Origin of the sequence: Chitinophaga sp. Hz27, from assembly GCF_042263525.1 — a bacterium.
GTDB lineage: Bacteria > Bacteroidota > Bacteroidia > Chitinophagales > Chitinophagaceae > Chitinophaga.
On record NZ_JBHKFJ010000008.1, the window covers coordinates 53,976 to 68,180 of the forward strand.

Consider the following 14,205-nt stretch of genomic DNA (forward strand, 5'->3'; position numbering starts at 1 on the left):
ACGAGAAAGCCTGTCTCAGGCGAAATAAAAAAGCGACAGGCCCATCGGGCCTATCGCTTTAAACCAAAATATCAATATTATCAACTTCCGAGATAATTGCGGAGCAATTTGCTGCGGGAAGTGGTTCTTAACTTAGTGATGGCTTTATCTTTAATCTGGCGTACACGTTCGCGTGTGAGGCCAAATTTTTCGCCAATATCTTCTAAAGACATTGGATGTTCTACAGCAATACCGAAGTATAACATGATCACATCCTTCTGACGGTCCGTTAACGTGGAAAGGGAACGCTCAATTTCACGGCGTAAAGAATCATGGTGGTCCAGTTCTTCATCGGCTGAAACGGCATTTGGATTTTCGAGTACATCGAGGAGAGAATTATCTTCTCCATCAATGAAAGGCGCATCCATTGATACGTGACGGGCAGCAACGCCAAGTGTGGCTTCTACTTCGTCGGTATTGATTTCAAGAATGGTAGCCAGTTCGTCCGGAGAAGGCTCACGTTCGAACTCTTGTTCCAACTGGGAATACGCTTTACTGATTTTGTTACTCAGGCCTACCTTGTTGAGTGGCAGACGCACGATGCGGGATTGTTCAGCCAAAGCCTGCAGGATGGACTGACGAATCCACCATACTGCATAAGAGATGAATTTAAAACCGCGCGTTTCATCAAAACGTTGAGCAGCTTTAATTAACCCCAGGTTGCCCTCGTTGATAAGATCGCTGAGCGACAGGCCCTGATTCTGATACTGTTTAGCAACGGATACAACGAAACGTAGGTTGGCTTTGGTAAGCTTTTCCAACGCTCTCTGATCGCCCTGCTTGATGCGGATAGCAAGATTAACCTCTTCCTCCGGCGTGATTAAATCCACTTTCCCTATCTCCTGCAGGTACTTCTCCAGGGATTGTGATTCCCTGTTAGTAATGGATTTAGTGATTTTAAGTTGGCGCATTGACATAGAGTCGGAACAGTTACAGGTTAATAAAATGTTAAGATTTGATGAATGCCTGACAAAAATAACTTTTTTTAGATACCGACCAAAAAATTTCTTAGGTTTTTAAAACATTTCAAAACAAAATCGATTGATGTTTAAGTGCTTGCAATTTTTGTAAAAATTTCCCATGGGAAACCATTATAGCGAATATACACTCATATATCAATAATTGATATTATTATTTATAATAATAAATAGATTTTTTTTAAAGCGAAGAAAGTTTTTTGAAGATAGTTAAAAAAAAACCGTAAATTATTTTGACAGAATAAATAATTTTCTATAATTGCAACCTGATGATATTGATTTACTAATTATTTGAGAGATGTCTAAGAAAGTGCTATACGAGCTGGAATTCCCGGTTAGATGTTCACCCTCTATTCTATACGAATTTCTTTCTACGCCGGCAGGCCTGCAAGAATGGTTCGCAGATAAGGTTGACTTCAGAGATAATGTTTTCTCTTTCTCCTGGAACGGCACGGAAGAAGAAGCTGAAGTACTGGAGCAGGAAGAGGATGAGTTTATCCGTCTACATTGGACCCATGCCCCGAAAGAAGAATACTTCGAATTCAGAATACAGATTTCAGAAGTTACCAATGAAACCATCCTGGTGGTAAAAGATTTCGCTGAAAAGAAGGAAATCAAAGATCAGAGCCAGTTATGGGAATACCAGGTAAAAGATCTGTTTCACAGAATCGGCAACTAACCAGCCTTTGTGTCTAGTAACGTAAGAAGTGTTGCGTATGTCGCCACAACTTCTTCCCTTACTTTTCCCCAATGCTCCAGCGAAAACGGTTTCGCTATTTTAAGGAAATCATGACGATTAATTATTACGCTCCAATCTTCTAAACTTAAACTTCCTATGGGCCTGTAATTCCCTCCTTCAAAATCATGTTCCCAGGGATCATCTCCCAGGTAAACCTGAAAACCATTACTGGCTAATACCGCATGGTTGCGTATTAATACGTTACTGAACATAGCTTTCACCCTACCTGCAAGATGAAGGGTGCTGCTAAAATAATGCCCCCACCAAAACATGGTGCGGAACGCAAATACATCACTATACCTAAAAAATCGTGGATAATCCAGCATTACCCATGGCAAACCCTTATACTGCTCACCTTTCGATATCTTAGCATGCTTTACTACCCATTCCGCCTCAAATGGAAACTGCTGATGTGCCACCTGTTCCCGCATATCCTCCTGTATGGCCCCCATCAGTTGCACCACCTTTCCTATCACGCTGTTCTTCATCCGCAATAGTTCCGCATTCGCGGCAATGGATGCCTCCGCTGCTGTTAATTCAAAATTTTCCATATAATTTAACGGTAATTTCAGGCGTTCTTTACGCTCCTTTGTGAAATCATACTAACTTTACGGTTTATAGTACCCGGAAGCTCGTGTATACGAAGTTCGGGATTCAGATCTAATACAGCATTATCAGTGAAAAAACTCGACAAACTCATTATAAAAACATTTCTTGGTCCCTTCGTAGCCACCTTTTTCGTGACGCTGTTTGTACTGATTATGCAGTTTCTGTGGAAGTACATCGACGACTTAGTAGGAAAAGGACTGGATACTACGGTAATTATTCAGCTGATTGCCTATACCAGCGCTACCCTCGTAACCCTGGCCCTTCCGCTGGCGGTACTACTCTCCTCCATCATGACCTTCGGTAATCTGGGTGAAAGTTTTGAGCTCGTGGCCCTGAAATCAGCCGGTATCTCCCTGCTTCGTTTTATAAGACCTTTACTGGTAATTTGTACTATCATCGCCATTGGCGCCTTCCTCTTTGCCAACTATGTAATCCCAGTGGCCAACCTTCAGGCAAAATCACTTCTCTGGGATATTACCAATGCCAAACCTGCATTCAATATTAAAGCGGGTGTTTTTTATAAAGATATTCCTGGCTATACCATCAAAGTAGCCCAGAAAGATAAAGATAACCAGACCATTCATCAGGTGATCATCTTCGACCACTCTACCGGTGGTGGTGATAAAATCATTACTGCGGAAAAAGGCCAGATGGTACTTACTGCCAATAAACGTTTTCTTTACTTCATCCTGGAAAACGGCTGGAGATATGAAGAACGCGGTAATCGTGGTTTCACCGTACCTCCTGACATGATCCGCTTTGGCTTCAAAAAATACAGCAAGGCATTCGACCTTAGCGCCTTTGCCTTCAACCGCCTGAACATGGATCTCTTTGCCTCCAACCAGCAAATGCTGAACGTTCGCCAGCTGGACCAGGCCATCGACTCCCTCCAGAAAGTAGAAGCCACCTACGGCAAAACCATGCGCGCTTATGTATCCAGCAGATATACTTTCTCTAAATGGAAAGACAGTGCCTGGGTAAAAAATGCACCTCCACTGAAAGTAAAAGAATTTGAAGATATTATCCCAATGGACCAGCGCAGAAATGTGCTGGAAAGAGCAGAACAAACCGTGCGTGAAGGGCTCAGCGCATTGGAAACGCCAGCAAAAGACTATGAAGACAGACATGGTGTTATCCTAATGCACAAAGTAGAATGGCAGCGTAAATTCACACTGGCAGCAGCATGTATTGTAATGTTCCTGATAGGTGCCCCACTTGGGTCTATTATCCGTAAAGGTGGGTTAGGTACCCCGCTTGTATTTGCCGTTATATTCTTTGTGATATTTAACGTATTTTTCATGATCGGAGAGAAAATGGCCAGAAGTGGTGTGATGATGACGTGGTCGGGGATGTGGCTATCCAATATTGTACTGTTGCCAATCGCGGCTTTTTTAATTTATAAAGCCATGAATGATTCGCAGCTTTTCAATAAAGAATTCTATTTTCGCATTATTCAAACAGTTAAGAAGTTCTTACAGAGATTTAAAAGGCAACCTACAACTACTTAAAACCTACAAAAGTGAAAACGCTGTTTACACTGTTCAGAAAGAATGCCTACTTCTTTCTGCCATTCTTCCTATGGGTTATCCTTGGAGGAGTCTTACTCTGCACCATCGGCCAACGTGATTTGTTCCTCCAGATTAACGGAGTACATTCAAATTGGGCTGATATGCTAGTGACGGGAATGACCTACCTCGGCGATGGTATCATGTTTAGTCTGTTACTATTGTTGATGTTGGTTACAAAAAGATTCAAGCTCTTTTTTACCGGGCTGGTTTCTTTTCTGCTGGCTGTACTAATTGTACAGGTGGCAAAACATTATTATTGCGCGCCCCGCCCGATCAGTTATTTTGGCGATCAGGCCGGAGCATTGGTACATACCGTAAAATGGGTAACTGTACATAGCAGCAATAGTTTTCCTTCCGGACATTCTGCCGGTGCTTTCGCGATGTTCTGCTTCCTTACGCTTGTTCTTCCTAACAAAAAATGGGGCATTTCATTTATCGCACTTGCATTATTAGCTGGTTATTCCAGGATTTATCTGGCACAACATTTCTTTGCAGATGTTTATGCCGGCAGTATTATTGGTACATTAAGTTCATTAGTCACCTATAGCATATTTCAATTCCGTAACACCACTTCTGCCACCGAACTATGTGCAGAAGCTATGTTGAATGCCAACGCGCCAGCTTAGAAAAATATTCACAACGATAATGAGATACCTGTTGATTGCCCTGTTTGCGGCTTTGTTGTTTATTCCTTTCCTCGGTGCAGTGCACCTTTTTGACTGGGACGAAATAAACTTCGCAGAAGCCGCAAGGGAAATGATTGTCACGCACAACTTTAGTCAAGTTCAAATCGATTTCAGACCTTTCTGGGAAAAACCACCTTTATTCATCTGGATGCAGGCAGGCAGTATGATGCTATTTGGCGTCAACGACTTCGCGGCTCGTTTCCCTAATGCAATCGTAGGTATCATTACTTTATTATCTGTTTATGCTATCGGCAAAAAAACTGCTGATGAAAAACTCGGCCTCTGGTGGGTGTTGGTATATGCAGGTTCCTGGTTACCTCATTTCTATTTCAAATCTGGAATTATAGACCCAACATTTAACCTGTTTATATTTCTTTCCATTTATTTTGCGTACCGTATTGCTTATGCGGAGAAACCTCTGTTGATGGCTGTTATAAGCGGTTTCCTGCTAGGCCTGGCGGTCCTTACCAAAGGCCCGGTAGCCATTCTGGTAGCGATTCTTTGCCTGGTGGTTTACTGGATTGTGAATAAAGGCCGCATTGCTATTAAATTTTCACATATTGGCATTATTGCATTATTCGCGTGCTTCACCACACTCCTTTGGTTTGGATATGAAATCCTCTCCCATGGCTGGTGGTTTGTGAACGAATTCGTGAAATACCAGATCCGATTACTTACCACAGAAGATGCTGGTCATGGTGGCCCATTCTTCTATCACTGGATAGTATTACTGGCTGGATGTTTCCCGGCAAGTATATTTCTCTTCTCTTATTTCCAGGGGAAAAAACAATCAATTTACAATGGCGGCAGCGGCTCCAGCCAGGAATTGAAAGATTTCAAAAAATGGATGTGGGTATTATTCTGGGTGGTGCTGATCCTGTTTTCTATTGTTAAAACTAAGATCGTTCACTATTCTTCGCTCTGTTATTTCCCATTAACCTTCCTTGCAGCTTATCAGGTTTACCTGCTTGCAGAGGGCAAAATACGCCTTCGTAGGTGGAATCTTAGCCTATTACTCTTCATAGGTGTTATACTCGGTATTGCCATTGGCTTATTGCCACTGGTAGGGTTTTACAAAGAACAACTGATACCATACATCGGTGATAAATTCGCCGTGGCTAATCTGCAAGCAGATGTGCCTTGGAGTATAGCCGAAGCTGGCTATGGTATTGCCTATGCAATTCTTGTTATCATCAGCGGCGTATTACTGGCTAAAAAGAAAATGAAGCAGGGACTCATTTGCTTGTTTGTAAGCACTATTCTTGCCATTCAAGTAACAGTAGTACATTTTGTTCCTAAAGTGGAAGCTTATTCACAGCGTGCTGCTATAGAATTCTTTGAGTCACTACAAGGCAAAGATGTGTATGTAAAAGCGCTTGGCTACCATAGTTATGCACAGCATTACTATAGCCGTGAAATGCCGCATGCCAACAAGAATTATTATCATGAGGAGTGGTTATTAAATGGTCAGATAGATAAACCTGCTTATTTCATTTGCAGGATTACAGATGCCGATCAATACAGGAATCATCCTAATCTGGAAGTTATTGGTGAGAAGAATGGATTCGTTTTCTTCAAACGTAAATAAAGTATCATAAAAAAGAAGCGGCCCGCAAGTAAATCACTTGCGGGCCGTTTCTTTTTATCTTAAGTGCTTATCAGCCGATAGCAGCTTTGTATCTTTTTTCTACCTCATTCCAGTTGATAACGTTCCAGAATGCGTTGATGTAGTCTGGGCGTTTGTTCTGGTAGTGCAGATAATATGCATGTTCCCAAACATCCAGCGCCAGAATTGGAGCACCGAGATCTTTTACGATGTTGGTCATCAGTGGGTTATCCTGGTTAGGGGTGCTGGTGATCGCCAGTTTCCTGTCTTTTGTAACAATCACCCATGCCCAACCTGAACCGAATACGGATTTAGCAGCATCGTTGAATTTCTGCTGGAAAGTTTCCCATGACCCAAAATCCTTATTGATAGCGGCTTTCAGTTTATCTGAAGGCGATGTTTTTTGTGGTGATAAGATTGTCCAGAACAGGGAGTGGTTATAGTGACCACCGCCGTTGTTACGGATTGCTTTATCAGCAGGATTAGTGCTAACTTTATTAAGAATTTGTTCGAGCGTAAGGGATGCATATGGTGTATTATTCACTGCATCATTTAGATTTTTAACATAAGCGCCATGGTGCTTGTCATGATGAATTTCCATGGTCAGTTTGTCAATGTTTGGTTCGAGGGCGTCGTAACCATAGGGTAATGCTGGTAAAACGAATGGGGCTTTAGGATCAGCAGCATTGGTTTTCACAGGGGCTGCCGCAGTTGCCAGACTACTGAGCGGACCGCTCAGCACAGCGGCACCGGCAAGGCCGGTAAGCTTTATAAATTCTCTTTTGTTCATATGAAAAGATTGAATTTGTTTAAACTGATGGTATTCACAAATCTACTGGTTCACAGGGGAAAAATTTTATCAAATTTTACACCAATATGTTGACTTCTAAATTTCTACAAAATATTTGAAGGGGTCTATACTATTGAGAACCAGTATTCCAGGTGATTTCACCCCGTTATTTCAACAAAATTCGCAGGTGACAATATGGATAATTCTGGAAATAATACTATTTTACCATTACCTTCATGTGAAGATGAATCGATTTTTAATCTTTTTCAACTGATGAAACTATTTATCCCGGGCGCCGCTAACTTCGGAGATAGAAACGCAACCCTTGCTGCTATGACCAACGTAAATCATTATCAGCTATCTCTGCTGGCGTAATCCGTTATTAGTGTGACCGAGTTGATCAAATTTAAGAGCATTAGTTCCAGTATTGTCTAAGCAGCAGCGTGGAAGCAACCGTAATCCTGGTTATAAATTATAAAAAGCATCCAAGTTACATGCTTAAGGTAAGAGTATTCAAGGCGATAGAGTATCCAGAAGAATGTTTGCAGTATATTGCAGGGCATCGTAAAGTGTTGGAAGCATACGGTGTTACTAAAGTTACGTCTGCAAACGTAGACTGGATGTACGAGCCTTATACTTATATCATTACCGTAAGCAACGACGACTATACGAAAATGTACGGCGGTTGTCGGATACAGCTGGCAGGCGGAAGTGTAGCTCTTCCCATTGAAAGCGCGATCAACACCATGGATCCCAGGATTTTTGAAATAGTACAGGAATTGGCTGCCACCGGAGGAACCGGCGAATTTTGCGGACTCTGGAACTCACGCGAAGTAGCTGGCTGGGGAATTGGTAGTATAGTACTATTCCGTGTAGTGAATGCAGTTTTAAACCAATTACCCGTTACTACATTTCTTGGGTTTTGTGCACAGACCACCTTCAGGAACAGTATTCGCACCGGTTATCAGATCATGACCAACATCGGTAACCAGGGTACATTTTACTACCCAAAGGAAGATCTTATCGCTACTGCCCTTATCCTGAAAGACCCGCTGGAACTCAAAAGCGCTCATCCTGAAGACCGAGAAAGAATGTTGAGTTTGCGTAACAACCCTGTTCAGACTATCATTGAAAAAGGACCAAAAGGTGAGATGCAGGTAGATTACGACCTTAGAATAATGTCAGCGGCCACTTCGGACCTGCCATTAGTTAAATAGCAACAAACTTCTGATATGAGCACAACTATCGAAAAGGCACTAGCAGCAGGCAGAAAGGATAATAACGAACGACAGGTAGTTTTTTATCGTTTGCATCAGCCAGAGCAGGAAACAGCACTAACAACCCTGCTACAACAATATCCTCATATAACCATATCCGATGCCTTTGAGGCGCAGGTCGCGGAACTGATAAAACTCCGCCATCCCACACAACGACTCACCGACCCGCAAATCCGGCAGCTTATCAACGAATATCTTGGTAATACTCCTCCATCACAACAAGGTGTTTGGGTTTATTATCCATGGTCATACCGCCTGGTACACATACTGGACGAGGCCGAATTCATAGAACTCAGGACTAGCAGGAATCAACAGAAAATAACTACTGCAGAGCGAAACATACTTGCAACAAAGAAAATAGGCGTAATAGGTTTATCCGTAGGACAGTCAGTAGCACTGGCATTGGCCATGGAAAGGCTTTGCGGCGAGTTGCGTATTGCAGATTTTGATACGCTGGACCTTAGCAATATGAACCGTTTACGCACAGGTATTCATAATGTAGGTATTCGTAAAACAGTATTGGTAGCCAGAGAGATTGCCGAAATAGATCCTTTTCTGGTAGTGCGTTGTTATGATGAAGGTGTTACCGATCATAACATAGATGGATTCCTTACTGAAAATGGGCAATTGGATATCCTCGTAGAAGAATGTGATGGCCTGGACATAAAAATTCTTGCCCGCCACAAAGCCAAGGCACTGCGTATCCCCGTATTAATGGACACCAGCGACAGAGGCATGGTGGATGTGGAAAGATTTGATGTACATCCTGATTTACCTATCTTGCATGGAAGAGTGCCCGAAACGCTCCGTCCAGAAGAGGTACGTACCATGGAAGGACCAGCACGTATGGCATTTGTAGATAGTATCGTCAATATAAGTGCGCTATCCCCTAAGATGCAGTCGTCACTGCAGGAAATCGGGAAAACCATCACCACCTGGCCACAGCTGGCATCAGCTGTTATGCTAGGAGGAGCAGCCATCGCGCATGTCTGCAGAGAACTTTCCCTGGGAGAAAACATACATTCCGGCAGATACTATGTAGACCTGGAACAAATTTTCAAAACATCAAAGTGATTACCTTATAAAATGCGACATCTGATCCAACCGGTATATTATAAATTCGTATGCCTGTTACTGTTAGTAACCTCATTTTGTTTACCAGCTTGGGCAGATACTATCAATATCTCAAATAATTATCCCATCCAGCTGGCAGAATACGGCCAGCTGGAGTTTTTACTTGATGCACCAGGTACCATGGATTTCAAGGAAATCCTTCATAATGGTAAATTCGCAAAACTACAGAAACAGATCCCGAATTTCGGACTCACAAAAGACGCTATTTGGCTAAGGTTTACTGTACAAAATAATACCAATGATGGAGAACTCATGTTCAATGTTACCTATCCTATCCTTGATATCATTGACCTTTATTACCCCGATAAGAATGGCCATTTTCAGATGATCCCCGGAGGAGAACTGAGGCCCTACAAAAAAAGACCTGTCAATCACCAGAACTTCGTTTATACCATCCAAATTCCATCGGGCACTGCACAAACGTTTTATGTGCGTATACAAAGCCGGGAAGCTATACTGGTACCGATCTACATAGGCACTTCCCGAGAAATCTATAACAAACTATACAATGACGATCTCCTATTATCTATCTACATAGGTATTATCCTCGTCATGATCTTTTACAATACATTTATTTTCTTCTCTGTACGCGACTGGAGCTATTTCTACTACATCATATATATCTTCTCTGTGGGCTTGGCACAAGTGTGTTTGCAGGGCTTTGGCTACCGGTTTTTCTGGAACGAAAATATATTTATCACCGAACAAAGCGTGCTATGGGCTGGGGCATTATCGGGTATATCCGTATTAGTGTTTGTCCAAAACTTCCTGCATGTAAAGGAAAAAGCGCCATGGGCTTATAGAATATTCACTTTATTCATTGTCGTTTATTCGAGCACGTTAGTAATGAGCTTACTGGGCTATTTTAGTATAGCCTATGCCGTTATTGATTTCCTGGCTATTACTGGCGTCAGCTTCATACTGCTTTTTGCGGTATCACAGGCATTCCGCCATTCCAAGCCGGCAAGGATATTTGTACTTGCCTGGACTATCTTCATATTATCGGTGATTGTATTTGTATTGAAAGATATCGGCATTATCCCGTATAACATATTTACCAGCCATATTCTTGTAATTGGATCAGGTATGGAAGTAGTGTTGCTGTCGTTTGCACTGGCTGATAAAATCAATACTTTCAAAGCAGAGAAAGAAGCCTCTCAGGCGCTAGCACTGCAGATTTCCAAGGAAAATGAGCAACTGGTAAGAGAACAGAATATTATCCTGGAAGCCAAAGTGCAGGAACGTACGGAAGAACTGCAGAACAGTAACAAAGACCTGAACGTGGCGCTCACCAATTTGAAAGATACCCAGACAAGGCTGGTGGAAAAGGAGAAAATGGCATCACTGGGTCAGTTGACGGCAGGTATTGCCCATGAGATCAATAACCCTATCAACTTTGTTACTTCCAATATCAAGCCATTGAAGATGGATATTGCAGATCTTAGAAGTCTGCTTAACCGCTATGATGCATTGAGAGACAGTCCGGATATCCAACAGGAACTCAACGGTATTGAAAAGTTCAAACGGGAAATTGATATTGATTATATTCATGAGGAGATTTCATCCCTGATAAAAGGAATTGAGGATGGCGCTGCCAGGACAGCTGAAATTGTAAAAGGGCTTCGTACCTTCAGCAGACTGGATGAGAGTGATGTAAAATCTATCGATATCCATGAAGGCTTGGATTCCACGTTGGTACTGCTTCGTAATGGTATTCCTTCCAATGTCAACATCATTAAGCATTACTCAGAATTGCCAAAAATAGAGTGCTATGCCGGAAAAGTGAACCAGGTATTTATGAATATCTTATCGAACTCGTTAAATGCGATCAGGACAAAAAAAGAGCAGACAGATCACGAGTCGATCACCATCTCTACCAAACAGGAGGGCGAGTTTGTTGTTATTAGTATTAAGGATACCGGTATTGGGATGTCTCAAGCGGTAAAAGAAAAAATATTTGACCCGTTTTTTACTACCAAGGATGTTGGCGAAGGAACAGGTTTAGGGCTTTCCATTGTATTTAGCATCATTGAAAAGCATAGAGGTAGAATTATCGTGAATTCGGCTCCTGGAGAGGGCGCAGAATTTATTATATATTTACCACTGGACCTTTCAAATCACCTGTAGTATTTAACCATAACTGCCATTGATGAAAGAGAACCGAATCAGAATTTTATACATCGATGATGAGATCCATAACCTGAACGCCTTCAAAGCCGCTTTCCGAAGGAGTTATGAGATCTATACTGCAACGTCGGCTCAGGAAGGGAAGCTGTTGTTGAAGGAAATAATGGTGCATATCATCATCGCCGATCAGAAGATGCCCGTATCCACTGGGGTGGAGTTCTTTAATGAAATAAAGGACGTACTGCCAGACCCTATACGCATCTTACTTACCGGTTATACTGATGTAGATGATATCATCGATGCTATCAATAAAGGTCATATCTTCTCCTACATAAAAAAGCCATGGGACGAACATGAGCTACATCGCACCATCAACAATGCCTATGAGATCTATTCCACCAGGAGACAATTAAAAGATAAGATTGCCGAATTGGAAAAAACCAATGATGAATTAAACAGGTTTATATACTCCACTTCTCACGATCTTCGCTCTCCATTAATGTCTGTACTAGGTATCATCAATCTTTCCCGACTGGATAATAGTGTTACTGATCCCAACGGATACCTGAACATGGTAGAAACCTGCGTACTGAAGCTGGATGGTTTTATTCAGAAAATTATAGAGTATTACAGAAATTCAAGGCTGGAAGTAGAGTATGAAAAGATAGAGTTCAATAACCTGTTGAATGACTGTATTACTGTCTTTCAACCACAGAATACGGATATACGTTTTCAGACCCAGGTAGACCAGCAGATTGATTTTCGGGGAGATACTTTCCGCATCAGCGTTATACTGAACAATCTGATTTCCAATGCTGTTAAATATCAAAAACCTGATGAAGCCAATCCAATGGTGTATCTTTCTGTAAAGGTAGAACCGCATAAGGCCACCATCTGGATAAAAGATAACGGCATAGGCATCTTAAGTGAGCATTTGAATAACATCTTCAAAATGTTCTTCCGGTCTAAGAATAATAACAAGCCAGGTAGTGGAATCGGATTATATATCGTTAAGGAAGCATTGACCAAAATTGGCGGCACTATTAACGTCGAGTCCAAATACGGAGAAGGCACTCAATTTGAAATTACTATTCCAAACAGAAATGAATTCGATACCTGATCTGAGAGTTATACTAATCGACGATAATGAAATAGATCTGCTGCTGCATGAGAAATTAATCACTTTGCAACAGATCAGTAGAACTGTGCTTTCATTCCTGAATCCGAATAAAGCGCTGGAATTCTTGTCCAGCAACATTTCCCTGCCGCGCATCCCTCCTACCATTATACTACTGGATATACAGATGCCCGAGATGGATGGATTCGAATTTTTACAGGCATTTGATACTTATCCTCAGAAAATAAAATCTCAATGCCATATTATCATGGTTTCTTCTACATTAGACTATAGCGACATCACACGTACAAATGCTAATCCTCTTGTCACTAAATTACTCCGCAAACCCTTACTGCTAAAGGAATTGAGAGAGGCAGTAGAAGGAATTTTCAAAGATTTTGTTTAAAATGTTTGGTTTTCAAAGAAAAAATATATTTTTGCATCCCGCAAGGGGTATAACAATACCATTGATATGGGGGATTAGCTCATCTGGTAGAGCGCAAGCATGGCATGTTTGAGGTGAGCGGTTCGAGCCCGCTATCCTCCACCACAAAATAAAAAGCTGCTTCATTCGAAGCAGCTTTTTATTTTTATAGACTTCCTTTAATCTCGCCAAAATAAGTAATTTCAATACTGTCAATCATCTCCCCCTGTTAACATGCGCATTTATACACGACTGATACTCGTATACTTACTTTGCGGTTCGAGCATACTATCCTCCACCGCACCGCCAAAAAAGCCACAGGCAAAGGTTTTGATACAAGGTATCGATCATATTCCTATTATTGTAAGCGATCCGGATAGTGTGGCAGTCATTTACAAAAAACTGGGATTCGCTATAAAGCCAGGCAGGTCACATCAAAATAGTATTCGCAATCAGCATATAAAATTCCCTGACGGTACAGAACTGGAGTTGATCACAGCCTCTCAGCCCACCGATGAATTATCCACGGAGTATTATAACTGGTTAAAAACAGGAGAAGGCCCATTATACTTTGGTCTTTATAGCAATGATATAAGTGCACTCGCAAAGCAATTAGATGGCTTCCGACAGTACGAAACTGAAGGCAATTCGATTACATTTCCAACCACAGATGTACTCCATCCATTGTTTTTCGGTAGTAGGAATTTATCTCCCTCAGATAAACCTGCACATTTTGCACATGCTAATACAGCCACCTCATTGATAGGTTTATGGATTGCTACTGATAGCATAGCTACTTACCTTACTCTTTTTAAAAGATTAAACATTCCTCTAGTATATAGGAAGATGAATACACCAGTGGGGAATGTAGATGTCCAGGTAGCGACCTTGGCGCAGGGAGAAATAATACTATTACCTAAATCTTTCAAAAAGATACCCGGACACCAGGTAATAGGTGCAACTGTAAGTGTAGCAGATATAACAGCAGTTCAGCAACAATTAGATCAAACAGGTATTAAGGCAGAAAGAAAGGCAAAAAGCATTTACATTGAGCCGGCGATTACACATGGTATCTGGTTGGAGTTTCGGCAAAAATAGTTAATAAAATGGCC

Annotated in this window: 13 protein-coding genes and 1 tRNA gene; 11 read left to right on the forward strand and 3 right to left on the reverse strand. The window is 41.7% G+C overall.

Annotation, left to right across the window (positions count from 1 at the left end):
• Positions 1–80: 80 nt before the first annotated feature.
• Positions 81–950, reverse strand: a complete 870-nt coding sequence (locus tag ACE38W_RS19420; RefSeq protein WP_073083942.1) for an RNA polymerase sigma factor RpoD/SigA — start codon at positions 948–950, stop codon at positions 81–83.
• 364 nt (positions 951–1,314) lie between these two features.
• Between ACE38W_RS19420 and ACE38W_RS19425 the strand changes: the two genes are divergently transcribed.
• Positions 1,315–1,695: an START-like domain-containing protein gene (locus tag ACE38W_RS19425; protein WP_375833482.1), complete on the forward strand. Its 381-nt coding sequence runs from the start codon at positions 1,315–1,317 to the stop codon at positions 1,693–1,695.
• On the opposite strand, the gene ACE38W_RS19430 is transcribed toward ACE38W_RS19425, so the two are convergent.
• Positions 1,692–2,306, reverse strand: a complete 615-nt coding sequence (locus ACE38W_RS19430; RefSeq protein WP_375833485.1) for a hypothetical protein — start codon at positions 2,304–2,306, stop codon at positions 1,692–1,694. The genes ACE38W_RS19425 and ACE38W_RS19430 overlap by 4 nt on opposite strands.
• A gap of 126 nt (positions 2,307–2,432) precedes the next feature.
• On the opposite strand from ACE38W_RS19430, the gene ACE38W_RS19435 reads away from it, so the two are divergent.
• Genes ACE38W_RS19435 through ACE38W_RS19445 form a run of 3 tightly spaced genes read left to right on the forward strand, consistent with a single transcriptional unit; the run spans position 2,433 to position 6,206 of the window.
• Positions 2,433–3,872: an LptF/LptG family permease gene (locus ACE38W_RS19435; RefSeq protein WP_375833487.1), complete on the forward strand. Its 1,440-nt coding sequence runs from the start codon at positions 2,433–2,435 to the stop codon at positions 3,870–3,872.
• 11 nt (positions 3,873–3,883) lie between these two features.
• A complete protein-coding gene (locus ACE38W_RS19440) occupies positions 3,884–4,558 on the forward strand; it encodes a phosphatase PAP2 family protein (protein WP_375833490.1) in 675 nt (224 codons plus the stop codon).
• A 19-nt stretch (positions 4,559–4,577) separates the two neighbouring features.
• Positions 4,578–6,206 carry an ArnT family glycosyltransferase gene (locus tag ACE38W_RS19445; RefSeq protein ID WP_375833493.1) on the forward strand — a complete coding sequence of 543 codons (1,629 nt, stop codon included), beginning with the start codon at positions 4,578–4,580 and terminating at the stop codon, positions 6,204–6,206.
• A gap of 70 nt (positions 6,207–6,276) precedes the next feature.
• Here ACE38W_RS19445 and ACE38W_RS19450 read toward each other — a convergent pair whose 3' ends face one another.
• On the reverse strand, positions 6,277–7,014 hold the full coding sequence (locus tag ACE38W_RS19450; RefSeq protein ID WP_375833495.1) for a superoxide dismutase: 738 nt from the start codon (positions 7,012–7,014) through the stop codon (positions 6,277–6,279).
• Between the two features lie 494 nt (positions 7,015–7,508).
• Between ACE38W_RS19450 and ACE38W_RS19455 the strand changes: the two genes are divergently transcribed.
• The 7 genes from ACE38W_RS19455 (at position 7,509) to ACE38W_RS19485 (ending at position 14,191) form a co-directional block, all read left to right on the forward strand.
• The gene (locus ACE38W_RS19455; RefSeq protein WP_375833497.1) at positions 7,509–8,231 is read left to right on the forward strand and encodes a hypothetical protein; all 723 of its coding nucleotides are present in this window, start codon (positions 7,509–7,511) and stop codon (positions 8,229–8,231) included.
• 15 nt (positions 8,232–8,246) lie between these two features.
• Positions 8,247–9,365 carry a ThiF family adenylyltransferase gene (locus ACE38W_RS19460; RefSeq protein WP_375833499.1) on the forward strand — a complete coding sequence of 373 codons (1,119 nt, stop codon included), beginning with the start codon at positions 8,247–8,249 and terminating at the stop codon, positions 9,363–9,365.
• Positions 9,366–9,377: 12 nt separating this feature from the next.
• Complete coding sequence (locus ACE38W_RS19465) at positions 9,378–11,552, forward strand: 7TM diverse intracellular signaling domain-containing protein (protein WP_375833502.1); 2,175 nt, start codon at positions 9,378–9,380, stop codon at positions 11,550–11,552.
• 22 nt (positions 11,553–11,574) lie between these two features.
• Positions 11,575–12,672, forward strand: coding sequence for an ATP-binding protein (locus ACE38W_RS19470; protein ID WP_375833505.1), 1,098 nt, complete (start codon positions 11,575–11,577; stop codon positions 12,670–12,672).
• A complete protein-coding gene (locus ACE38W_RS19475; RefSeq protein WP_375833508.1) occupies positions 12,656–13,075 on the forward strand; it encodes a two-component system response regulator in 420 nt (139 codons plus the stop codon). Before ACE38W_RS19470 ends, ACE38W_RS19475 begins: the two co-directional genes overlap by 17 nt.
• 68 nt (positions 13,076–13,143) lie before the next feature.
• Positions 13,144–13,219, forward strand: a tRNA-Ala gene (locus ACE38W_RS19480).
• A gap of 108 nt (positions 13,220–13,327) precedes the next feature.
• Positions 13,328–14,191, forward strand: a complete 864-nt coding sequence (locus tag ACE38W_RS19485; RefSeq protein ID WP_375833510.1) for a VOC family protein — start codon at positions 13,328–13,330, stop codon at positions 14,189–14,191.
• Positions 14,192–14,205 lie beyond the last annotated feature (14 nt).

Coding starts and splice junctions, on each gene's coding strand:
- ACE38W_RS19475 (WP_375833508.1), top strand. CDS start 12,656: ATGAATTCGATACCTGATCTGAGAGTTATACTAATCGACGATAATGAA.
- ACE38W_RS19455 (WP_375833497.1), top strand. CDS start 7,509: ATGCTTAAGGTAAGAGTATTCAAGGCGATAGAGTATCCAGAAGAATGT.
- ACE38W_RS19420 (WP_073083942.1), bottom strand. CDS start 950: ATGCGCCAACTTAAAATCACTAAATCCATTACTAACAGGGAATCACAA.
- ACE38W_RS19460 (WP_375833499.1), top strand. CDS start 8,247: ATGAGCACAACTATCGAAAAGGCACTAGCAGCAGGCAGAAAGGATAAT.
- ACE38W_RS19450 (WP_375833495.1), bottom strand. CDS start 7,014: ATGAACAAAAGAGAATTTATAAAGCTTACCGGCCTTGCCGGTGCCGCT.
- ACE38W_RS19445 (WP_375833493.1), top strand. CDS start 4,578: ATGAGATACCTGTTGATTGCCCTGTTTGCGGCTTTGTTGTTTATTCCT.
- ACE38W_RS19430 (WP_375833485.1), bottom strand. CDS start 2,306: ATGGAAAATTTTGAATTAACAGCAGCGGAGGCATCCATTGCCGCGAAT.
- ACE38W_RS19470 (WP_375833505.1), top strand. CDS start 11,575: ATGAAAGAGAACCGAATCAGAATTTTATACATCGATGATGAGATCCAT.
- ACE38W_RS19485 (WP_375833510.1), top strand. CDS start 13,328: ATGCGCATTTATACACGACTGATACTCGTATACTTACTTTGCGGTTCG.
- ACE38W_RS19465 (WP_375833502.1), top strand. CDS start 9,378: ATGCGACATCTGATCCAACCGGTATATTATAAATTCGTATGCCTGTTA.
- ACE38W_RS19425 (WP_375833482.1), top strand. CDS start 1,315: ATGTCTAAGAAAGTGCTATACGAGCTGGAATTCCCGGTTAGATGTTCA.